Source organism: Bartonella sp. AP30XZML (assembly GCF_042195945.1).
GTDB lineage: Bacteria > Pseudomonadota > Alphaproteobacteria > Rhizobiales > Rhizobiaceae > Bartonella.
Map to the genome: position 1 here is coordinate 1 of NZ_JBHIPJ010000113.1, position 21,960 is coordinate 21,960.

At 39.2% G+C, this 21,960-nt stretch carries 21 protein-coding genes, 1 tRNA gene, 1 other RNA gene and 1 pseudogene; 11 read left to right on the forward strand and 13 right to left on the reverse strand.

What is annotated here, in order from left to right:
- Positions 1 to 534 precede the first annotated feature (534 nt).
- On the forward strand, positions 535 to 777 hold the full coding sequence (locus ACFIL2_RS08595) for a hypothetical protein (protein WP_375631866.1): 243 nt from the start codon (positions 535 to 537) through the stop codon (positions 775 to 777).
- A gap of 753 nt (positions 778 to 1,530) precedes the next feature.
- Here the strand turns inward: ACFIL2_RS08595 and ACFIL2_RS08600 are convergent.
- Both ACFIL2_RS08600 and ACFIL2_RS08605 read right to left on the reverse strand, forming a co-directional pair.
- Positions 1,531 to 2,112, reverse strand: coding sequence for a disulfide bond formation protein B (locus ACFIL2_RS08600; protein WP_375613594.1), 582 nt, complete (start codon positions 2,110 to 2,112; stop codon positions 1,531 to 1,533).
- A 10-nt stretch (positions 2,113 to 2,122) separates the two neighbouring features.
- Entirely contained in the window at positions 2,123 to 2,275 is a 153-nt protein-coding gene (locus ACFIL2_RS08605; protein ID WP_273790835.1) for a DUF5993 family protein, read from the reverse strand.
- 819 nt (positions 2,276 to 3,094) lie between these two features.
- Between ACFIL2_RS08605 and purE the strand changes: the two genes are divergently transcribed.
- Together purE and ACFIL2_RS08615 are read left to right on the forward strand one after the other, a co-directional pair.
- Positions 3,095 to 3,592, forward strand: a complete 498-nt coding sequence (purE, locus tag ACFIL2_RS08610) for a 5-(carboxyamino)imidazole ribonucleotide mutase (protein WP_375610656.1) — start codon at positions 3,095 to 3,097, stop codon at positions 3,590 to 3,592.
- A gap of 1 nt (position 3,593) precedes the next feature.
- The gene (locus ACFIL2_RS08615; RefSeq protein ID WP_375680313.1) at positions 3,594 to 4,814 is read left to right on the forward strand and encodes a 5-(carboxyamino)imidazole ribonucleotide synthase; all 1,221 of its coding nucleotides are present in this window, start codon (positions 3,594 to 3,596) and stop codon (positions 4,812 to 4,814) included.
- A 195-nt stretch (positions 4,815 to 5,009) separates the two neighbouring features.
- Here the strand turns inward: ACFIL2_RS08615 and ACFIL2_RS08620 are convergent, their stop codons facing one another.
- On the reverse strand, positions 5,010 to 5,135 hold the full coding sequence (locus tag ACFIL2_RS08620; protein ID WP_375640053.1) for a hypothetical protein: 126 nt from the start codon (positions 5,133 to 5,135) through the stop codon (positions 5,010 to 5,012).
- A 1,056-nt stretch (positions 5,136 to 6,191) separates the two neighbouring features.
- On the opposite strand from ACFIL2_RS08620, the gene ACFIL2_RS08625 reads away from it, so the two are divergent.
- The 6 genes from ACFIL2_RS08625 to ACFIL2_RS08650 all read left to right on the forward strand — a co-directional run bounded on the left by ACFIL2_RS08625 (position 6,192) and on the right by ACFIL2_RS08650 (position 11,754).
- Positions 6,192 to 6,572, forward strand: a complete 381-nt coding sequence (locus ACFIL2_RS08625) for a hypothetical protein (RefSeq protein ID WP_375680314.1) — start codon at positions 6,192 to 6,194, stop codon at positions 6,570 to 6,572.
- 1,386 nt (positions 6,573 to 7,958) lie between these two features.
- Positions 7,959 to 8,084 (forward strand): type B 50S ribosomal protein L36, encoded by a 126-nt coding sequence (gene ykgO, locus ACFIL2_RS08630; RefSeq protein ID WP_004863016.1) that lies wholly within the window; start codon positions 7,959 to 7,961, stop codon positions 8,082 to 8,084.
- Positions 8,085 to 8,225: 141 nt separating this feature from the next.
- Complete coding sequence (locus tag ACFIL2_RS08635; protein ID WP_375633330.1) at positions 8,226 to 9,011, forward strand: tetratricopeptide repeat protein; 786 nt, start codon at positions 8,226 to 8,228, stop codon at positions 9,009 to 9,011.
- A gap of 811 nt (positions 9,012 to 9,822) precedes the next feature.
- Positions 9,823 to 9,983: non-coding RNA, 6S RNA (ssrS, locus tag ACFIL2_RS08640), on the forward strand.
- A gap of 325 nt (positions 9,984 to 10,308) precedes the next feature.
- A complete protein-coding gene (locus tag ACFIL2_RS08645; protein WP_375627769.1) occupies positions 10,309 to 10,914 on the forward strand; it encodes a 5-formyltetrahydrofolate cyclo-ligase in 606 nt (201 codons plus the stop codon).
- Between the two features lie 18 nt (positions 10,915 to 10,932).
- Complete coding sequence (locus tag ACFIL2_RS08650; RefSeq protein ID WP_375680315.1) at positions 10,933 to 11,754, forward strand: TIGR00282 family metallophosphoesterase; 822 nt, start codon at positions 10,933 to 10,935, stop codon at positions 11,752 to 11,754.
- Between the two features lie 333 nt (positions 11,755 to 12,087).
- Here the strand turns inward: ACFIL2_RS08650 and ACFIL2_RS08655 are convergent, their stop codons facing one another.
- From ACFIL2_RS08655 to ACFIL2_RS08680, 6 genes are all read right to left on the reverse strand, one after another.
- The gene (locus ACFIL2_RS08655) at positions 12,088 to 12,552 is read right to left on the reverse strand and encodes a helix-turn-helix domain-containing protein (protein ID WP_375640056.1); all 465 of its coding nucleotides are present in this window, start codon (positions 12,550 to 12,552) and stop codon (positions 12,088 to 12,090) included.
- A 171-nt stretch (positions 12,553 to 12,723) separates the two neighbouring features.
- Entirely contained in the window at positions 12,724 to 13,263 is a 540-nt protein-coding gene (locus tag ACFIL2_RS08660) for a helix-turn-helix domain-containing protein (protein ID WP_375677038.1), read from the reverse strand.
- A gap of 95 nt (positions 13,264 to 13,358) precedes the next feature.
- Positions 13,359 to 13,811, reverse strand: a complete 453-nt coding sequence (locus ACFIL2_RS08665; RefSeq protein WP_375640057.1) for a helix-turn-helix domain-containing protein — start codon at positions 13,809 to 13,811, stop codon at positions 13,359 to 13,361.
- Between the two features lie 185 nt (positions 13,812 to 13,996).
- Positions 13,997 to 14,389, reverse strand: a complete 393-nt coding sequence (locus ACFIL2_RS08670; RefSeq protein WP_375677037.1) for a helix-turn-helix domain-containing protein — start codon at positions 14,387 to 14,389, stop codon at positions 13,997 to 13,999.
- Between the two features lie 821 nt (positions 14,390 to 15,210).
- The gene (gene murA / locus ACFIL2_RS08675) at positions 15,211 to 16,506 is read right to left on the reverse strand and encodes a UDP-N-acetylglucosamine 1-carboxyvinyltransferase (protein ID WP_375680316.1); all 1,296 of its coding nucleotides are present in this window, start codon (positions 16,504 to 16,506) and stop codon (positions 15,211 to 15,213) included.
- A 176-nt stretch (positions 16,507 to 16,682) separates the two neighbouring features.
- The gene (locus tag ACFIL2_RS08680; protein ID WP_375607050.1) at positions 16,683 to 16,835 is read right to left on the reverse strand and encodes a hypothetical protein; all 153 of its coding nucleotides are present in this window, start codon (positions 16,833 to 16,835) and stop codon (positions 16,683 to 16,685) included.
- Between the two features lie 176 nt (positions 16,836 to 17,011).
- On the opposite strand from ACFIL2_RS08680, the gene ACFIL2_RS08685 reads away from it, so the two are divergent.
- Positions 17,012 to 17,086, forward strand: a tRNA-Thr gene (locus ACFIL2_RS08685).
- A gap of 674 nt (positions 17,087 to 17,760) precedes the next feature.
- Here ACFIL2_RS08685 and ACFIL2_RS08690 read toward each other — a convergent pair.
- Together ACFIL2_RS08690 and ACFIL2_RS08695 are read right to left on the reverse strand one after the other, a co-directional pair.
- Positions 17,761 to 17,934, reverse strand: coding sequence for a hypothetical protein (locus ACFIL2_RS08690; RefSeq protein ID WP_375617965.1), 174 nt, complete (start codon positions 17,932 to 17,934; stop codon positions 17,761 to 17,763).
- A 254-nt stretch (positions 17,935 to 18,188) separates the two neighbouring features.
- Positions 18,189 to 18,332, reverse strand: a complete 144-nt coding sequence (locus ACFIL2_RS08695) for a hypothetical protein (protein WP_375653631.1) — start codon at positions 18,330 to 18,332, stop codon at positions 18,189 to 18,191.
- A 1,248-nt stretch (positions 18,333 to 19,580) separates the two neighbouring features.
- On the opposite strand from ACFIL2_RS08695, the pseudogene ACFIL2_RS08700 reads away from it, so the two are divergent.
- Positions 19,581 to 19,814 (forward strand): annotated as a pseudogene (locus tag ACFIL2_RS08700) (DnaJ domain-containing protein); the annotation flags it as partial.
- A 508-nt stretch (positions 19,815 to 20,322) separates the two neighbouring features.
- Here ACFIL2_RS08700 and ACFIL2_RS08705 read toward each other — a convergent pair.
- On the reverse strand, positions 20,323 to 20,460 hold the full coding sequence (locus ACFIL2_RS08705; protein ID WP_375633335.1) for a hypothetical protein: 138 nt from the start codon (positions 20,458 to 20,460) through the stop codon (positions 20,323 to 20,325).
- A 452-nt stretch (positions 20,461 to 20,912) separates the two neighbouring features.
- Positions 20,913 to 21,677 carry a YqaJ viral recombinase family protein gene (locus ACFIL2_RS08710; RefSeq protein ID WP_375680317.1) on the reverse strand — a complete coding sequence of 255 codons (765 nt, stop codon included), beginning with the start codon at positions 21,675 to 21,677 and terminating at the stop codon, positions 20,913 to 20,915.
- Positions 21,678 to 21,960: the final 283 nt, after the last annotated feature.

The following is a 21,960-nucleotide window of genomic DNA, read 5'->3' on the forward strand; positions in this document are numbered from 1 at the left end:
ACACCCTCTCTCCTCAACACCCCCACCTCTTCATCCCCCCAATCTTCTCTCCACATTCCATGCCATGATAAAATCATACACCCCACATAAAGTCCCAGCTTCCTTTTTTGCACATTTCCGTTTTTACGCTTTTACATATTTACAGAAAGCAGAAAATCTGTAAAAAATGCATTACACAATAACGTTTTCAACAACTGTCATTAAAATCTCGCCTCCCTTTTCATCTAACTCCCCCTATTTTCACTGAAATCATAGATATAAACCGCCCTATTATTGTATTGAGCAGCATAAAATTTTTCGAAAAATTCTAACGATCAAAAGGGTGCATAAGAAGCATTTTACGACTTTTAAAAGAATTTTTATTTACACCCAGTGCTTTTTTGTAACGTAGAAGAGCACATTTAATTAATTGACTATAAGAAAGTTTGAAATGAGAGAAGCTTTTCGTTTTTCTCGTTCAACATCCACAACGATAACTCCTTCTTATAAATCAATTTTTTTCGTAATACAAAACGCACCAAAAGGAATAGACTTGTGTTGCATATTCACGCGCTTGTTTTAAAGAAAGATCTCTCAACGCTCATCACACCCATTTTGCAAAACGCCGCCCGTAAAGAAATGGTAAGCCCCCATGAAGTATATAAAATCCTTTCAGCCCTCCCCTATCTTTACGCTTATGGAAAAACACGTTTACGCTTATGGAAGAACAAGGCCGGCATCATCACAAAAACTCTGCCAGCTCCCAATGTTGCAGACAGCCTTCGGTTCAAGAGATAATTCATTAAAGGCTTGCCTTTCTTGTACAGTTTTGACCCACATGCACGCCCCACCACTTATGATGTACAAGCCAAGTAATTTTAATTGATTTAATATGAGAGAACTGGTGATGAGAAATTTTATTATATTCAGCAACGCGCTTCACGGTAAAAAATGGTTATTTATTATTATAAATCAATATCTTAATAAAGAAGAGAGTCATCATCAAGACGCTTACCTTTTTCTAAAAAAAGGCTTCACACTGAAAGAAAACATCTAAAACTTAGATAAAAAAAAAGGTTTGCTTCTAATAAACAAACCTCTGCAGAAAATTATTCACATAACTTTCAAAATTTTAAATTAATCCCTCTAGAAGCAATAAAAACGCTTTAGAAGCACCAAAATGAATACAAAGATCAATTTAACACAACGTTAAGAAAAATCAAGAACAAAAAATTTTTATCGTTAATGCACCTTTAAAAAACGAGGCTTCTTAACCTACGCGGCTCAAAAGTCCGGGGCTTCTCTACAAACGCCTCCAAGCCAATCAATCCCTTCATCTCTCTCAAAAGACAGCATAAAAGGTTCACAGTACAAGTCTTCGCTAAAAAAATATCAATCGCCAGCGCTCATAAAAGCCAGCGTTGGTATAAAAGATCAGATTATCGAACAATCTTGCTAAAATGTCTTCCCAATAAATAAAAAAGAAGCGGATTCTTAAATATTTCCGCCTCTTTAACAATAAAAATTATGATGAGGGATTATTAAAAAATTTCAAGACTGTGAAGGGAACCAATTTGATAACAATTCATACCTTACAGGATCATCGGCACACTGCCCACCACCACATTCCAGTATGGTAGAAATCAAATTTGCCGCAATCAAAAACACAAATAAGAAACTTGCCGCTTTACTCAAGACTGGAAAAGGAGAAAATTCTTTGAACTTGTGTGCCAACTCGCCTAAAATCATGACAAATGAGACAGCAAAGATACAAAGGACAGAAATAATGAAAGCCCAAGTATAAAAATGCAATCCAAAGAATGTTGAACCATATCCTAAATCATCGGGTGTGATATGCAAAAACACTTGCCGTGCTGCCACAGCACTGGTTACCATACAACCAAGAATAACCATACCATAATGGGTATTTTTCACCTTATGGTGAATATTGAGTAAGAACCCACAACCTGCCAGCATCAATCCAACGCGCTGCAGCAAACAAAGGGGACAAGGTAACTCAAACTTTACCAATTGATAATAAAAAGCCACCACCAAGACAATAGATAACCCAAAGAGTCCTAGCGTATTCATAAAGATGACGAAGTGAGGATTTTTTTGTTCAACATGTTCCATGGCTATTCTCTCAAAAAGATAAATTTAAAGTAGAAGTTGCGTGATGATTGAAAGTGAGAAGAATGACAACGAATAAAATTGCCCACAAAGCATAACTTATATTTTTTTTGCCACACATAGTCGTTACTGCAGTACCTAAAGCGATTAAAAATGGAAGAAACATAGCTTTTAAATCTCCTTTACATCCGTTGTTTAACTCTTATTTATTTCAGCGTTCACCATATTACAAAATTGGGCAAAAAAGAGACCATGGATTTATTATTCACAATTCGTCACTCGCGATTGATATTGCCATTATATTTAAGTGAAAAAACGATATAATCGCTCAGAAGCACATCTCAACAAAAGCGTTAAAAGCACAAAAGCATTGATTATTCGCTTCCCCTTATATCAGCCATTGTTAAAGATATATCGACAATTATAAAGATTATATCCCCTATAAAGATTATATCCCCCACTCACAAAAGAATCACTTGAACAACAAAATAAATAGGCTTTGAAATCGAGAGATATACATCTCTTTTTTTCTCAAAAGAATATCCTCATTTTGCAACACATTTTTGACATAAAAATATCTTTTTCTCATAAGCAATGTTTCAAATTGCAACAGATTTTATATCATATGGTGATCTTGTTTATTTTAGCAAATAAAAAATAAGACATTTTTTTAAAAAAACTTATAATCAATGGCTTTTCCCCAATACATTTTTCCCTCTTATCTTAAATAAAAGACAATACCGCAAGCTCAACAGCCTCATGGGTCCCACGCCACCCCGTGACATTACCCTCCCCCTCACAAGAAGTGCTTCATGCCTTCAATACTTTAGTTTTTCATCTCTCGAGATCCCCTTTAAATTTTTAGCTTTCCGCCTTATTTGAAAAATAACTGTTTCTCTGTCATCAATTGGCTTTGCAAAAAGAATATAAAACTTTAAAAAAATAATGATAAAGAATCGCATTGAACCTTTGAAAAGGATAGAGAATGATGAAAAAATCATGTGATGTGGCGATTTTAATGGGGAGCCAATCGGATTGGCAAACGATGTGCCATAGTGCAGATATTTTGACGAATCTTGGTATTTCTCATAGTTCGCATATTGTCTCAGCACACCGAACTCCTGAACGCCTTTATCAATTTGCCAAAGAAGCAAAAGAAGCAGGGTTTAAAGTTTTAATTGCCGGTGCGGGGGGTGCAGCGCATCTTCCAGGTATGTTAGCAGCCCTTACTCCTCTTCCTGTTTTTGGCGTTCCAGTGCATTCTCACTCTCTTTCTGGTCAAGATTCTTTGCTTTCAATCGTGCAAATGCCAGCAGGGATACCCGTCGGCACATTAGCAATTGGCAAAGCAGGCGCAATTAATGCAGCCCTTTTAGCCGCAGCCGTTATGGCCGTTTATGACCATGATCTCGCCCAACGATTAGAAGATTGGCGTCAACAACAAACAGCCAATGTCGCCCAAACGCCTGTAACGGAGGTTTAAAATGGCACCGTTTTTCAACACCTCCTCAGCCAACGCCACCCCCTCCAACGCCACCTCATCCAACACCACCTCGTCCAACACTACCTTAGCCAACACCACCTTAGCCAACACCACCTCGTCCAACACCACTCCCTTCACCATGTTACCTCCAGGCAGCGTCATTGGTTTAATCGGGGGCGGACAATTAGCAAGAATGCTCGCCATAGCGGCTGCAGAATTAGGATTTCGAACCGTTATTTTTTGCCCTGAAGCCGATTGCCCAGCCGCTCAAACAGCAAACAACCATATTGTTTCCTCCTATGACGATATATCAGCTTTAGATCATTTTATTTCTCAGTGTGATGTTGTCAGCTATGAATTTGAAAATCTTTCGCTTCAAACGGTTCAATATGTAGAAAAGAGTAAGCCTGTTTATCCTTCTTCCAAAGCATTAGAGATCACGCAAGATCGACTTTTTGAGAAGCAATTTTTGCGTGATCAAGGGATTGGCACCGCGTTATGGCACGCTGTTGACAATTCTTCTTCTCTTCTTTCCGCTCTTGATACCTTAGGCGGACGTGGTCTTTTAAAGACGCGTCGTTTTGGTTATGACGGAAAAAACCAGATCAAGCTTGATCACCCAGATGAACAAACCCTTGACGAAGCCTTAAGGACTTTTCAAGAACAGCCTTGTATTTTGGAAGAAATAGTTCCTTTTTTATCGGAAATTTCGGTTCTCTCGGCCCGCACAAAACAAGGAGAACATATTTTTTATGATTGCCCTGAAAACCAACATAAAAACGGAATTCTTCATAAATCCTTTGTTCCATCACATATTCCACTTGACGTGCAAAAAGCAGCTCAAGAAATCAGTGTAACAGTCATGGATGCCCTCGATTATGTTGGTGTTCTTTGTATTGAACTTTTTGTCTTAACGAATGGTCATCTTTTAGTGAATGAATTAGCACCGCGTGTCCATAATTCTGGTCATTGGACACAAAAGGCATGCATAACTTCACAATTTGAACAGCATATCCGTGCTATTTGCGGACTTCCCTTAGGTAGTCCCTATCGCCATAGCGATTGCCAAATGACCAATCTTCTTGGTAACAATTTTAGCACGTTAAAATATTTTCTGAAGCAAGAGCGCACCTCGATCCATTTATATGGCAAAAGCACTGTTCACCCCAACCGCAAAATGGGGCACATCATCCAATTACTGGGACCAGCCAACAAATCTTAAGCCCACATATATACAAATACTTTTTCACACTTTTCCCCCCAATGAACTGTAAAAACAACTTCTCCCCCACACCGATAACCATCGGCTTCAAAAGCGCCCCTAACCTTTTAATTCGCCCCTAGCAGGGCTTCACGCCCTCCTACAAGCCCTGCTCTTTTAAAAACATCACCTCTTTCCCCTCCAAACCGCTTCATCCTACACGAACATCTCATCCGCCCTCAAAAACAACCTCTCCCCCCCACACCGATATCCAAGCAGCACAACAAGCGCTCCCAACCCTTCAACTCCACCCCCTAGCTCTTCTCCCCTTCCTTTTCTCAAAAATATCCCCCCACGGCTAAAAACAATCCACCAGCCCCCAACTTCCCCTCAACGGATACCTTCCACAGCATAAATATTCCCCTATAACATACGCAGCCCCTTCATTTTTCTTTTAATGCCAATCTTTAAGAAATAGACTGATCTATTGCACCCCATAGATACCAATCCCCATGATTGCGCTTTTATTGTCTCTAGCTTCTCTTCTTATGTTCATTTTTTCACAAAAGCATTTTCACAAAAGCATCGTTTTGTTTTCCATAAAATCGCTGCAAAGAGGTAAAACGTATTACTCTCCCCAAACAACTCTCGAGAATTCGTCCCAATATCAGCCAGACGATAGCCCCCCTCCAGCATAGCAACTTTCTTCTTTTTCTCCTCTCTCTTTTTCCTTCAACGGATAGAAGATTTTCTCCTTTCGTTAATTCCCCCAACACATTCCTCGAAAAGGTTTCCTGAACTTCTCCCCAAAGGCTTAAGTTTCTTCTTTTCAGATCAATTTTTCTTCTCTCACAAAACCCTCCCCTTTTTTAGTGCATCAATTTTCTCACCTTTTAATCCTGTTAAGATAATGAATTATAAGGCACATCACCACCGTATAATGCGCATTGATTTTATGGCATCTTTTTATTGCATCTCGCACAATTCTTTATGAACTCCCCTTATCGTAAACGCACTTTGTTTACGCATATTCTTAACCACCCATAAGAGATTGTCTGTAACTCTCTAATCCTGCTCAGCAATAACATTCGTCACCCCCAACAGACCAGCGCTTCATGAAGTTCCCACAATTTTTCTCAATCCAAGCTTCTTTCAAGAGCACCTAATAATTTATAAATATAAATGTTTATTTTATTATCCTGATAAAGCTAAACTATACTTTTTAATACTATCATTTTAACACTATCAGTGCCTTTAAAACGCTCATTGTGCGAAAAAATACTTCATTTCTAACAATAATAAAATAATTTCGCTTGTATCTTATCTTAATATGTGATTAACGTTCAGCACAAACTTAGATCTTTTTATAGCAAAAATACCATACAAAAGGGGAAAATAATGGAGGGGATCTCTTCAAACAAACTCAAAAATGAAAACAATGAAAATAAAGAAGAAACTTTAAATGAGGCACAGTCTGTTCCTCCCCAAAAACGTAAAGGGGGTCCATTTAGACATATGTTGTTCCTTTTTCTTTTAACTTTTCGTAAACCCATTGTTTTCGTAACGAAAATCCTGTCGATAGGCTTTTTATTAATGACAGGAATTCTTTGTCTAATATACCTCACAGGAGGAAGAGAAACACTGCCCCTATTGATCGGGATACCAATGATCATTACGTCAGCTCTCTTTGGCATTTGCAAAATGTATATAAATTGGTATTATGACATACTTTTATTACGTCTATCGCCAGACAATGTGAAGCTTTCACTCTTTCAATAAACATCATCATAGACCACCCTTGGGAAGGTCAAATTTTTTCTGCAACATGGATATTAAAAGGAATTCAAACTATCCACATTCAAGAGCCAAAGTGTATTCTCAGTATACTGGCTCCCTTATTGGATAATTTGAATTCCCCATCTGCTCGACAATATCCAGCACTCCACCCACGTAGAAATAATTGGGTTGCAAAGAATCATAAACTATTGCCTTAAAAGAGAAATTTATGCATAATCTTTCACTCTAACCGCACAGATTTAATCCCTCATTAAAAGTACAGAGCGCTCCGTCCCTGATCTCCACGTCAAAGATATAATTACAGGATATGATTACAGCACTAAGCTTATCCATTCCCAAACCAAATATCCTCTCACCCCTCACGTAAAATAAAAAGCCTCAAACAGAAGACACTTGTGTTGCCAATTTACGCACTTGTTTTACCACGCGCTTATTTTAAAGAAACATTTGGCCAATGCACATTGCCCCACCACTTCACAACAGCAGCCCCGGTCATAGAGCATAAAAACTCTCGATAATAACTTAAACATTCATAGTGCACCACCCTCTTTAAACTTATGAAGCGTAAACGCCAACCTCATCATACCGCTTTGCCAGTCTCCAATGTTACAACACTCTTAGCATTTGAAAGCATTCATAAAAGACCGTTTTATTCCTTATCTTCAAGTATCTTTACCATAAATCAATCCCGCTTGTGATATGCAAGCAGCGAATGCTATGCTTAAAGATACACAGATTTGCAATGAGAAAACCTTAAGACTATGCGAAACTCTTATTTTACTATGTTTTCTCTGAACAATAGAAATTTATCCTTATCAATTCATCATCATGCGGTTTATTTTTTAGGTTTTAAGAATAAGCCTTAAGAATATCCTCATACACGAACAAAAAACACCTCATGTTATAAATTTTACATGAGCCTTACTAAACGATGATATTTTACGAAAAAACAGGATTATTTTCTCACAAATAGGAAGCTTTTACTTTTTTTCACTCTTTGTGCTTTTTTGTGTCCTTCTTTTTACGAGAAAATTTTTACCTCCAAGGCAACCATTAACACACACTATAGGAATTTGTAAGGGATATACCCTTGACAAGAATAAGACTTCTTGTTAGATCTCTCCTACTTTTTTGCAATTTTCACTTATCGTTGTGCTAATGAAGTGGTTAGTGCGTACCTTAAGAGTACGCTTTTCTTTTTGTGATCACAGTGAAAAAGTGTATCGTGTGATGTTATGATGCAAGTACGATATCGCAATGCAATGCTCATTAAAGTGAGCAGTCTATTGGGGTTGTGGTATTGTATTTTCGTATTTTAATATTGTATTATAGTATTGTGTTACGTAAACTATTTAAACGGTGAATATGATGAAAATTAAAAATTCGCTTAAAGCACTAAAAGAGCGCCACCGTAACAATCGTTTGGTGCGTCGTAAGGGTCGTGTTTATATTCTTAATAAAACGAACCCACGTTTTAGAGCACGTCAGGGCTAATTTCTTTAGGGTCAATGTTTTTATGCCTACTTTAATTGTAGGCTTAAAAATTTTTTCTTGCGTTTTTTTGTTATAAGTCCGTTGATTACAAGTCTAGTATTTGATAATATTTGGTGATTTATCTTTTGGGGGCTTGTTTTTATGGATTCTTCTATTTTTTTAAAAGCCTTTCGATTTTTTCAGCTGCGTTTTTTCTGTATTTTCCAGCGCGCGTTTTTTCTTTCTTTTGTTGGCGTTTTTTGTTTTGTTCCCTCGAGCTATGGGCAAAATCCTTCTTCTCTTCCTGAAGATCGGCCTTCTCCACAATCGCTTTTACCGTTAGATGATCTTATTCCCAATTCTCCTCCCTCCTCCTCAACGCCCTCCGATTCTGATTCTTCGGCGGTTATTCTTGAAGATCTTGACAAAGAGCAGCTTTCCCATGTTGACAGAGTTAAGCAGCGCAAAGAAGCAGAAATTTCACGTTTACTCAAAGAATTGAAATATTGTGCTGATGTTGCTAAAGCGAAAAAGATCAGTCAACAGCTTCAACATTTATGGTCCCAATCGGGGAGCGAGACGATTGATCTTTTGATGTCATGGGCTGAAAATGCACTCAACAGCGACGATTATGGACTTGCGCTTGATTATATTGATAATGCTCTTGCACTTTTACCTACTCATGCTGAAGCTTGGATAAGACGCGCTTGGATTCACATTCAACTGAACGATTTCAAACTTGCCCTGCTTGATCTCAACCATGCTCTTGAACTTGAGCCGCGCAATTATAGTGCTTTTTTTGAACTTGGCGTTGTCATGGAAGCAACGGAGCGTCCAAAACTTGCTCTTAAAGCTTATGAAACAGCATTGGATTATTATCCACAAATGCGCAGGATTCAAAAGCGCGTGCAAGCTCTATTAGACGAACAATCACCACAAGCTCTTTGAAACCATTCAAAAACGAGACGCTTTACGGCATCCTTTCAAACCTAGATAAGACACAAGCCGGCTTCACATTCCACTCAATAAACTGCCCCTGCTTATAACCACACCATCACCCCCCACACAATTCACAGTACTTTTTTTGAATTTTGACTTTTTTGTATTGAAGGCATCTTCCAAACACTGCCAATATACTCCCTACAGAATTTCTTCTCATAGCAAGCAAACGCTTCCACGCCGGAGTCCTCTTCACGCCGTTTCTTCTTTTCACACCTTCCATCATGGATAAAAAAAATTTGTAAACACGATCCTCAAAAAATACTTTTTGAAAAAAGCTTAAAACATCGCTTAGCGCCTCTGATAAACTATCATCATCTGTTTTTTATTTTTAAGCTTCAACCATAGCAGCACATACCGTATCGGCTCTCCTTCACCCCTCAAAGTTGATAAAACAGCCCTGAAATATGGATTCACAAAGCAAAAACTTCAAAGACGCAACACCAATTCAACCAACATCCTTGAATAAGAAATATTTCCCTTCAAACCTCCTCCAAGTATTCCCGCGAAACATAAAAATCAAGCATTGTCCCAAAAGAGCCAATCAAGCCATTGCCAATAAATCGTTCTGCGTCACTCAAACACCCACCCCCACTCATATTTTTTGCTTTTTTACTTTGAATAAGCCATCCATCATACAGCCATTTCGAGCAGCCACCAGCAAGGTTATAAAAACTCTCCTGAAATACTTTTTGAAAAAGAAGAGAGCGAGGTTATTTTATCTCTAGCAGAAGCTCTGAAATTGTTTTATATTAAGGAGGGTGTTCTGCGCTTCTCGACAGGAAATAACGTATTCCTGAGACCTTAATGATCTCCAAGGGAGCTGTCCCTGATCAAGCCCGTGGGCTTTTTCATATGGCGCCCACCTATTTGTATAGGTTCCCGGGATTAGCTTTTTCCATCGGCTGTTGTGGATCACCCTTTTTTACATCAAATTTTTCCAGCTAAAATTGAGAGCGTCTTTTTACATAAGACCAATGACGATACTCTTTTCAAGAAATAAAAATTACGATAGGCTTTATTTTGTAGAACAGACAGCACTTACAAATAATCCCCTCTGTGAATCTGCTTCATCCCTTCGCACGCAAGCAGCGCAAAAGCGGCTTGTTGCACCAAGATACCCCCTAAAGAGCACACACTTTTTTCATGCTTTTTTTTCATGAGCACAGCTCTTGTCCTAACAGAGATTTACAAAACGCCAACAATGGATAAAATACCAGCATCTTATAAAATAATTGACGAGACAATGACAAATAATCCCCTCTATGAATCTGCTTCATCCCTTCGCACACAGCAACGCAAAAGCGGTTTATCGCGTCGTGATGCTCTTTTAACAGAAGAGCGTGCACTCTTTTCACAGCGTGCTTGTTGCCACTTTATTGAATACCTTGAAAAGAAGGGAACCGATTTTTCACGCCTCATTTTAGCAGGCTATTGGCCCATTAAATCGGAAATTGACCCGCGTCCTTTACTGGATGCTGTAGCGTTACGCGGTGGGCATTTAGCCTTACCAGCAGTTCTTGATTCCACCACCATGATTTTCCGTGCATTTTCGCCCAGCACGATTTTAGAGCCCATGCGTTTTGGCACCTTTGGTCCGGGTGCAGACAATGGCGTTGTTGCCCCCAATAATATTATTGTTCCGCTTTCTGCGTTTGATCGTCAATGTCACCGTCTTGGCTATGGAGGAGGATACTATGACCGTGCTGTTGCAGCTCTTGAAAAACAAGGGCATCAAATGACATTATGGGGCATAGGATTTTCATGTCAGGAGGTTTCCTCTATTCCCGCAGCAGAACATGATCTACAGGTACAAGGAATTTTTACAGAAAAAGGTTTCTTAAAATGTTAAAATGTGATTAAAGCGCCTATGCGTTTTTTATTTTTAGGTGACATTGTTGGTAGCACAGGCTGTAAAGCTGTTTTTGAACACCTTCCTCAACTGATTGAGAAATGGCAGCTTGATTTTGTTGTGGTAAATGGTGAAAATGCCTCTGGTGGTTTTGGTCTCACACAAGAAACGTATCAAGATCTTTTGATAACCGGTGTTGATGTTGTCACCACAGGTAATCATGCTTTTTCTCACAAAGAAGCATTGCAATATGCCCATGAGAGTGATCGTTTTTTACGCCCTGCCAATTTTTCGAAAGAAACTCCTGGAAAAGGTTCTGGTGTTTTTACGGCAAAAAATGGCGCCCGTGTTCTTGTCGCCAATCTGTTGGGCAACGTTTTTATGCCGTGTAAAGTAGAAGATCCATTTGAAACAGCGGAAAATATTCTGCTTGCCTGTTCGTTGATGGAGCAAGCCGATACGATTATTTTTGACTTTCACGCAGAAACGACAAGCGAGAAGCAATGTTTTGGCCATTTTCTTGACGGTCGTGTGAGTGTTATCGTTGGCACCCATACGCATATTCCCACGGCTGACGCGCAAATCTTAGAAGGTGGGAGCGCCTATTTAACAGATGCAGGCATGTGTGGAGATTATAACTCATCTCTTGGAATGGATAAAGAAGAACCCTTACACCGTTTTCTTTATAAGACGAAGCAAGATCGTTTTGAACCGGCGCGTGGTCCCGCCACCCTTTGTGGTTTAGCGGTTGAGATTTCAGATCGCACCGGTTTAGCAGAAAAGGTCTCGGCGGTACGGATTGGTCCTCATTTAAAGCCTGAAGTTCCGGGTTTTTGGTAGCTTCTTTTAAGCCACCCCTTTGATAGTTTCTTTCCAAGATTTCCTTTTGAGAACTCTATTTGGCAAGACGACTTTTCCAGCCCTTCCCAAATCCCTACTAAAAACACCCCGCCCTCCAATTTACCTAATACAGCAACTTTTCTAGCACAAACAAGTCACTCTTTTTAAAAAAATAAAGGATAAAATTTTTCGTGATTTTTTAAACGATGAGAAGGAGGTTTTATTTCGACATTTCTGCGGGGGGGGGAGGAGAAATGTTAACCCCCTTCTCTAAAAAGAGCTTTATATAATAATTTATTATTTAGCAAGAGCCTCTTTAATCTTTTTTTAATTCTAACGAAAATTTAATCTTAAAATTGCTTTCTGCTTTTTAAGTTTGAGCTCTCTAAAACTTTTCAAAAGAATGTGCTCTTCTTTGCTTGCGATCCTTTCATCACAGCAATACAAGACGTTTTCTTTTGTCGAGAGATCAGCGTAAAAAAAGGAAATGGGAACATTAAGAATGTCGGCAATTTCCTGTAAACGCCCAGCTCCTATACGATTAGAGCCTTTTTCATATTTTTGGATTTGTTGAAAAGTCACCCCTAACTGGCTGCCTAATTTCTTTTGCGACACTCCCAGCATTGTTCTTTTAAAGCGAATTTTTCTGCCTATCGAAATATCGTTAAAGTGTGGATTTTTAGTTTGCACTTCAAGCTCCCCTACCGGTTGCGAGCGCCTCTTATGCGTATTCCGGGAGTCAAAAACACTGAGTTCAGTCAGCTTTTTTGCTTTTAGTGCTAGAGAGCACCTGGACATGGCAAAAACTCCCGGAATCTCGCAATACTTATAAAGCAGGCTAATGTCTCATCTTGGATTTTCAGGCTTTGGGTTCCACCATTCAACCACACTGTACGACGAGAACCTTGGTGCTTGTTCATAAAATAATTTCTGGAGACCAGCAATAAAATTTAAAACAGTGTTTTTATCTCATGAGACAATCAAACACAAAATTGCCTTCTGTTTTTGAGGTTTGAGCTCTCTAAAACTTTTCAAAAGAATGTGCTCTTCTTTACTTGCGATCCCTTCATCACAGCAATACAAGGCATTTTCTTTTGTCGAGAGATCCGTATAGAAAAAAGAAATGGGAACATTAAGAATATCGGCAATTTCTTGTAAACGCCCAGCTCCTATACGATTAGAGCCTTTTTCATATTTTTGGATTTGTTGAAAAGTCACACCTAACTGGCTACCTAATTTCTTTTGCGACATCCCGATCATTGTTCTTTTAAAGCGAATTTTTCTGCCTATCGAAATATCGTTAAAGTGTGGATTTTTAGCTTTCACTTCAAGCTCCCCTGCCGGTTGCGAGCGCCCTCGCATTGGTATTCCGGGAGTTGAAAGAGCTGAAACTTGACTCAGCCTTTTGCTTTTAGTGCTAGAGAGCACCTGGACATAACAAAAGCTCCCGGAAATCCGGGATATCCATAAAGCTGGATAAATACGTGTCTCAAGTTTCGGGTCTTTCATTCCCTGTTGATCGCTGCGTAGACGACCAAAACATTCTCTTACCAATAAAGTAATTTCAGGAAATTAGCAATAAAATTTAAAACAGTGTTTTTATCTCATGAGACAATCAAACACAAAATTGCTTTCTGTTTTTGAGGTTTGAGCTCTCTAAAACTTTTCAAAAGGATGTGCTCTTCTTTACTTGCGATCCCTTCATCACAGCAATACAAGGCATTTTCTTTTGTCGAGAGATCCATATAGAAAAAAGAAATGGGAACATTGAGAATATCAGCAATTTCTTGTAAACGCCCCGCCCCTATACGATTAGAGCCTTTTTCATATTTTTGGATTTGTTGAAAAGTCACACCTAACTGACTGCCTAATTTCTTTTGCGACATTCCGATCATTATTCTTTTAAAGCGAATTTTTCTGCCAATCGAAATGTCATTAAAGTGTGGATTTTTAGCTTTCACTTCAAGCTCCCCTGCCGGTTGCGAGCGCCCTCGCATTGGTATTCCGGGAGTCAAAAACACTGAATCCGAGTCAGCTTTTTTGCTTTTAGTGCTCATCGCACCTGGACATAGCAAAAACTCCCGGAATCCCGGGACACCTACAAGAGTAGGTTCATTTTTACGCTCGGATTTTAGGGGTTTTTGAATCCCTCTTGGTCGCTGCGTAGACGACCAAAGTTACCCTTTAAGGTATAAAGTAATTTCAGGAAATTAGCAATAAAAATTAAAACAATGTTTTTATCTCATGAGACAATCAAACACAAAAATGCTTTCTGTTTTTGAGGTTTGAGCTCTCTAAAACTTTTCAAAAGGATGTGCTCTTCTTTACTTGCGATCCTTTCATCACAGCAATACAAGACGTCTTCTTTTGTTGAGAGACCGGAGTAAAAAAAGGAAATGGGAACATTGAGAATATCAGCAATTTCTTGTAAACGCCCCGCGCCTATACGATTAGAGCCTTTTTCGTATTTTTGGATTTGTTGAAAAGTCACACCTAACTGGCTGCCTAATTTCTTTTGCGACATTCCGATCATTATTCTTTTAAAGCGAATTTTTCTGCCAATCGAAATATCGTTAAAGTGTGGATTTTTAGCTTTCACTTCAAGCTCCCCTGCCGGTTGCGAGCGCCCTCGCATTGGTATTCCGGGAGTCTGAAAGTACTGAGTTCAGTCAGCTTTTTTTGCTTTTAGTGCTAGAGAGCACCTGGACATGGCAAAAACTCCCGGAATCCCGGGACACCCACAAAAGTAGGCTAATCTTATGTACTGAACTTTAGGGCTTTCAGACCCTACTGATCGCTGCGTAAACGACCAAAGTCACCCTTTAAGGTATAAAGTAATTTCAGGAAATTAGCAATAAAATTTAAAACAGTCTTTATTTTATGAGCTCCACCCCCGCCTCTCAAACTTTTATGCCCGCTCGTAAAAACTCCAAAACTATGAGATAAACCCCACGTTCATTGAGGAGATTAACAAACCTTGTTTCTTGAGATTAAGCCCTCCGAAGAGAGAGAGATTAAAGAACACCTCAAAGGGATTTACACGGTTAATCGTTGGATTTTTGCACCAAAACGGACTAATTTTTCTTCTAATCTCTCAAATCCACGATCAAGATGATAAACACGATTGACGATTGTTTTCCCCTTTGCTGCCAATGTAACAAGATAAGAGGGCTGTAATCACAAGAGAAACAACAAGCGCGCGCAAATCCGTGCGCTTAACAGGAGCCCTTTTCAAGTTCTCTGTTCCACGAGACGGTTGCCCTCTCGCCCATCAAGCTTTATTTGCGCCCTCAAGCAATTGAGTTATTGAACATGCATAAAACGATTTTCGAAAATCTCGTCTCTGTAATTTCGCGCGCTTCCCTCAACCCCGTGTCATGAAAGCATGCCCCCACACAACAGCCACCCCCCAAGCAACCTCTCAAAGCCATTCTTTGGAGCATATCTTTGAAAGCTTTACACTGTGATACGTTGGATTTTTGCACCACAACGGACTAATTTTTCTTCTAATCTCTCAAATCCACGATCAAGATGATAAACACGATTGACGATTGTTTCCCCCTTTGCTGCCAATGCTGCAATCACAAGAGAAACAGAAGCACGCAAATCCGTCGCCATGACAGGAGCCCCTTGCAAATTCTCTGTTCCATAGACAGTTGCCGTCTGCCCATCAAGCTTTATCTTTGCCCCTAAGCGATTGAGTTCTTGAACATGCATAAAACGATTTTCGAAAACCGTCTCTGTAATATGCGCGATTCCTTCAGCCCGTGTCATGAGCGCCATGAATTGCGCTTGGAGATCGGTTGGAAAAGCAGGATAAGGTCCTGTTTTAATATCAACGGGCATAATTTTGGTGTTCTTTGGATTTCGCTTAATATGAATTCCTTGAGGTTCTATTTGAATCTCAAGTCCTGTTTTTTGGAGCACCTTAAGCACTTTTGTGAGATGATTAGGATTTGCATTTTTAAGAAAGACATCTCCTCCCGTCATAGCAACAGCCATTGCATATGTTCCCGCTTCGATTCGATCAGCAATAACGCGTACTCTAGCACCGTTGAGTTTTTTAACCCCTTCAATTGTAAGCGTTGTTGTTCCTTCACCGGTTATTTGAGCCCCCATAGCATTCAGGGTTCGAATAAGGTTTGTCACTTCTGGCTCACAAGCCGCATTCTCAAGAGTGGTTGTTCCCTTTGCCATTGTCGCCGCCATCAGCAGCACATGGGTTCCACCAACAGTGACTTTAGGGAAACGATAGTGAGCACCTTTTAACCCCTTTAGCGCTTTTGCATGAACATATCCATTTTCGATAGTAATCTGTGCGCCTAAAGTTTTAAGTCCCTCAAGGATAAAATCGACAGGCCTTGTTCCAATAGCGCATCCTCCAGGAAGCGAAACATAAGCCTCTGCGCATCGTGCAAGCAGAGGTCCGATAACCCAAAAGCTTGCACGCATTTTTTTCACCAGTTCGTATGGTGCCCGTGTTGTGGCTATTTTTTGCGCCGTAAAATGAATTGTTCTTGAATTCACACATTCATCGTTAAACTCTTGTCCATCAACGGCATAACCAACACCATGATTATTGAGAATACGAATAAGCAATTCAACATCGGCCAGATGCGGAATATTTTCTAAAGTGAGCGTTTCTTCTGTTAAAAGCGCCGCAATCATAAGAGGTAATGCAGCATTTTTTGCCCCAGAAATAGGAATTGTTCCTTGAAGTTTTTCTCCCCCAACAATTTGAATAGAATCCATCGTGTTTTCCCTCTTTTCCTTTGTGCCTGCCCTTCCAAAGGATTGTCCCCCTTCGGGAAGTTATGCTTTATTAATCGTTTTAGAACGCATTCTAACTATGAGAACAAATTATTGAGAAGTTTGGTTGCAAAAATTTACTAAAAAATATTTTTTTGCATTTTAGAGCTTTTTGCATTTTAGAGCTCTGGTTGTGCTCTTTTTCGGCTTTGCTCTTTTCGACGTTTCAGGTTTTGACGCAATTGTTGTGCCAATCTTTCTTGACGTCGTTTTGCTTTTTCATCTTGATGATTAATTTCATTTTGTTTTTGTTTTTGATGCATTTGTGTCATTGCGCAACCTTTTAAACAGTGTTGAGCTTCTATCCAAGCAACTCATAACCTTAAATATTTAAGCATATAAGAAACATACGTCATGACATAAGATACGTTTTCTTGCAAGAATATACAAATGTTCTCTTGCCTATTTTCTGACAATATGGCACAAGACAGCGCAAAGATTGAAAAGGGCTGCGGTAGCTCAGTGGTAGAGCACTCCCTTGGTAAGGGAGAGGTCGAGAGTTCAATCCTCTCTCGCAGCACCATTTTATTCTTCTTTTGCCTCTCTCTTCTTGCCCTTATAAGTCTTCCCTATAAGCCTAAATCTTTTCCCCCAACCTTCATCGGCTTCATCAAGTCCTCCATCCTTTAAACCATGCGTTTCAATAGCCTCAAAATCAGTAGCTTCAAAATCAATGGCTTCAAAATCAAGAGCCTCAATGACACACTTAATCTCTAAAATGCCTTACGAACGGCTTTTGAAATTGACCGCCCCCCAAAGAATATCCCCCACCCCTTGCCTCCCCCCTCTTTCATTTCTGTAAGATTGTCCCCCTATCCTTCTCTTTACCAAGCCTCACTGTTGCAACAGCTCTTGGCGCTTGAGTGCGATATAAGCATTTTTATTTTTTCAATATTTTATTTCTTGAATATTTTTCCCCACAAGCTCACCCTGTTTGTAATATGCAAACAAACGATTTTACTTGATTCAATATAAGAGCGTTTGAATAAGAAAACTAAAAACATCTCACACTATTTCGGGCTCTCATTGAAATTCAAATTGAATCTCAATAATGAATTATTATAAACTCATTGTTTGAACATATCCCATTGATACCTTTATCCGCCGAAAAACGAATAATCTTATCTTTCTAACCTCTCTATCCACCTCAAGCAACACAAGCATTCCCTCTAAAAATTAGAATAAGCTTCATCGATCTTATTCGTCATTTACAACAGATCTAACAGAGCCATTTCCAGAACCTCCTCTCAACTCAATTCCTTCCCCATTCTCCCCACCCCTTACCAAAAGCAAAAACCAAACAGTGATAAAGTCCCTCTCAATAAAGCTTTCACTAAGCCACCCCACTCTCCCATATGGCAAACATCTCATATAACAGACATCCCCATATACTAGGCATCCCATATACCAGAAAATTGATAGCCCGCCGTTTCAAAGAAGATCCCTCATTGCCAATTTTATACACTATGATTTTCCACGTGCTCTAAGCCATCCCTCTTTCAACACGCATCTTTTTTATACGAATACTTTAATTTATACAGATAGCGTTATTCCTCTTGCATAAGAGCCCCAAAAGCGAAAAGTTCTCCCCCTCTATTCTATTGAAATCAATCACCCCTCTTCGCTTACAGTTCACAAGCAGAAAGATCCGTATGGCGAGAAACTTTCCAAGAAAAGCATATCTCTTCGTAAGAAGCCTCCCAGTAAACGAGATTATGAATCGTCTCAAGAGCTACAGCCCATGCCGCAATTTTGGCAACGGGCCCCAAATAGTACCAACTTACTTTTTCATAAAGTAAGATAGGGTGCGCAATGTTTATAATCTCTGGGGGTATAATCTACGGACTTTATAATCTACGGGGCTTGACCGTTATACCCCTCACGATATTATTCACAGGCGCCAGTATGAAATTTACGAACGCCGGCATGAAATGGGTGTGAAATGAGCTTAGAGCGAGATATCTTTATTAAAACAAGTGCGTGAATGTACAACAACAAGTATATTTCATTTGGAGTATTTTGGATATTGCCTACTCCCCCCACCCTAGGACAACCATTTTGGCTACAGATCCCCTTATATTTTCTGCTGTCATACCTCCTCCAATAAGCTAAAACCCCACATATGCGGGGTTTTAGCCAGTACCACACCTTTATTTAGACACATTATGATTATTATAACCATTTTTATTAAATACGTTTTTACATATATTTTCAACACAAAAATAACACATATTGATTTATTTAACAGAAATGACTTATAAAAGCTTGTTAGAAACAAAAGCCAATAAATACCCTCTGTTTAAACACTTTATTTGCTATAGCAATAAGCACTGTTTTATTTACGCATCATACAACGAGTGGATGTACAACAGATGGTCTTTTTGTTGGAAGTACTTCTCCGATCAATTGTATTTCAAAAGAATATATAAGACAGAAAATAAAAAAGAAGCTATTAGAAAAAGAACGCGAAAGAGAATGGTTAGAGCTTGAACAATTTTCTGTTAGCGCTTGTCCAAGTGGAAAATTTCCTGTTTATTATGGCGTTTCTATTATCGATTGTGTTTCAGAGGAAGAACTAAAACAAAATCGTTTTAATAATGAAATTAATATAATGAACTTATTCCTGCAATGGTTTATCGTAGCACTCGTAATAACAACGATAATGTCTGTTCCCATAAGTTTACTTTGGCGTTTTAGATTTAAGGTTCCTGCCTGTTTATTTACAATAATGACAACCTTGGCTATTATTGCCGTCCCTTTTACATTTGATTTATCGTCTCTCTTTTAATCTATTTTTGTAAAAAAATATTTCTAAAATATTAAAAACACCCTGCATTTTTAAGCGTTTTGAACTGTATCTCCTCTCATTTAGAGACAATAGCCCCAAGTACAGCCATGCCATTCAATACGATTTTAACCATATTTCTAACATAAAAATAACACATGTTGATACATTCAAAAGAGATCAATTAAATGATCTTGTAAAATAAGAGCAATACACAAAGTGGCTGTATTTAATGATAGTCAATGAAGACGATTATTATGGAATTCTTGGTGTAAGCTACGAATGCAACGATAAACAGATAAAATCTGCTTTTCGTAAATTAGCTCTGCAATACCACCCTGATCATAATTCTAGTACCGAAGCAGAACAAAAATTCAGAAAAATTTGTGAAGCCTATGAAGTTCTTAAAGATCCTCAAAAGAGAGCTGCTTACAATCAGTTCTATCATAAAACTTTTAAAGATAATCACAAGGCTTCTGAAATTAGTAGAAACCAAGAGAACAGACGACAAGATAATACCAAGCGTGTAATTGATAGTATCGCGTATGTAATTTTCATTATTTGTGGAATAATACCTGTAATGTATTTTATAATTTTATTTTACATGGAAGATATTCTGAATAAATAAGTATAGGGTTATTAATTCTCATAAGCATAAAAGGATATTTGGTAAAGATTGGTGCATTTATCTTCGGGCTCATACTAATATCATTTATCAAATTTATATGGAGAAGTATCTATTGATCAGTGCTTTTGAAGAGCTTTAAGATCAGCCCCACAGTGAATTCACAAAATGTGGTCATTTTTGATTTTCTATAACAAGGTAGTGTAGAAAAACATAAAGATTATAATATCTCTATCCGTTCTTTCCCTATTCTCCCGTTTTCCCTACCCTTCTATTTTCTTCCACAACCTGCCCCCCAACCTTTCCCCAACGAGCCTACTTGACTCCACACAGGCTTTTTCTCATGTCCCTACATCCTTTTCCCCATATTGGCTAAAAAACGCCCCTCAAACGACTCTTTCCCAAAAAACAAAAGCACCACAAGAACCATTTCCTCTCCAATAAAAAAGCACTTGTCCGGCAACTTAGCCATCATGGGACCTTTCATCGCGCCCCCAAACACGGCACAACACAAAAGCGGCCAGAACCGCACCCCACATCCCCTATCTCACTTCCCTAACATCTTCCCCCAAAGTACTTCCTTATCTCTCTTATTTTTCACTTGACTGCCCCTCTGAAACACCTTCTTCCATTTTCCCAAGCAATAGCTGTCACGCGAAGTCTCTCTCCCTTCAACACCCACCTGCTTTTCCGCTTACTTCTTGCCTTATGACTAAGCTTGCCTCTCCTCAACGCTACACAAGATCCCTTCCCACCCCCGTCTCATTCTCGTTTTCCCCTCCAGCATACGTCTTGTCTTCATTCCAAGCACCCTTTCCCCCATTTCCGACCATGCTTTCACATTCCTGTCCCCTAAGTTCGCTATGCTCCCTGCTTCCCCTGTTTGGCACCCTCCTCCAACATAAAAACCAACTCTTTTCCCCCTCTGCTCTTTCCTTTTTATAGAACTTTGCCTCTCCTCAACGCTACACAAGATCCCTTCCCACCCCGTCTCATTCTCGTTTTCCCCTCCAGCATACGCCTTGTCTTCATTCCAAGCACCCTTTCTTTCCCCTCCTTCAAAGCAATTTCTGTTCTTATATGAAAACCTGTCCCAACAGATTTAATTTGCTGTACCATCTTCTCCAACGCCTCATTAAAACGGTTAATTTCATTTTCAAGTTTGCAAATATACGCTTCATCACGATAAGCCCGTTTAATCAAAGCGGGCATATCCGGCCAATAGAGCATTAAATCCACCCATTCGCGTTGAGAAATCCATAATCCCCCTTGACATTGTGCTTTATGTTCTGCTGGAAAGCTCTTTTGCATGAAATGAGGGATTAAAATTTCAGGTTTTTTTGTTTTAATTTCTAATAAGCCATTTTTTCCCACAAAAGCATCGGGGGAAAATCCTTGTCCGCGATCATCTGCCAAAACAAAGCCAATACATTCAGGTTCTGTATGTGTAAGTTTTCCATAAAGCTGTCGTGCGATTGGTTCTAATTCAGTCCCGCGTCGCTGAGAAAGCGTTGTTCCTTCATCAACAGTTTTTCCTGTAATTCTTTCTCCCGCCAATTTCATCATCACACTCTGATAGCGTGACGTTTTTTGCCCCTGTTTTTTTTGCGCCATAACCATCTCAAACAAAGAAGCCGTAATCAAACCATTACGCACTTTCTGCCATTCTTCTGTTCCTTGAATACAATCGATAATGATTGGCATAGTATTTTTCCCCTTCATCTTTAAGGTGTTTTGTAATATATCCTCTTTAAAGCATTCACCTTTTTTTAAGCTGTTTCCCTCACACGGACTAAAGACAACAACATCCTTCAATATTGTGCCCTAAAAAAACACAAAAACCGGCTCTTTTCCCCTTGAACTTGCCTTTTTATAGGTTGGAACCTGTCTGTACTGCTGCTTTTCTTCCCCCTAAGCCTTCATTTTTGTTCTCCAGCATGCTTTCCGTATCACTCCAAGTCACTGAATGACGACCTGTCCCACCATT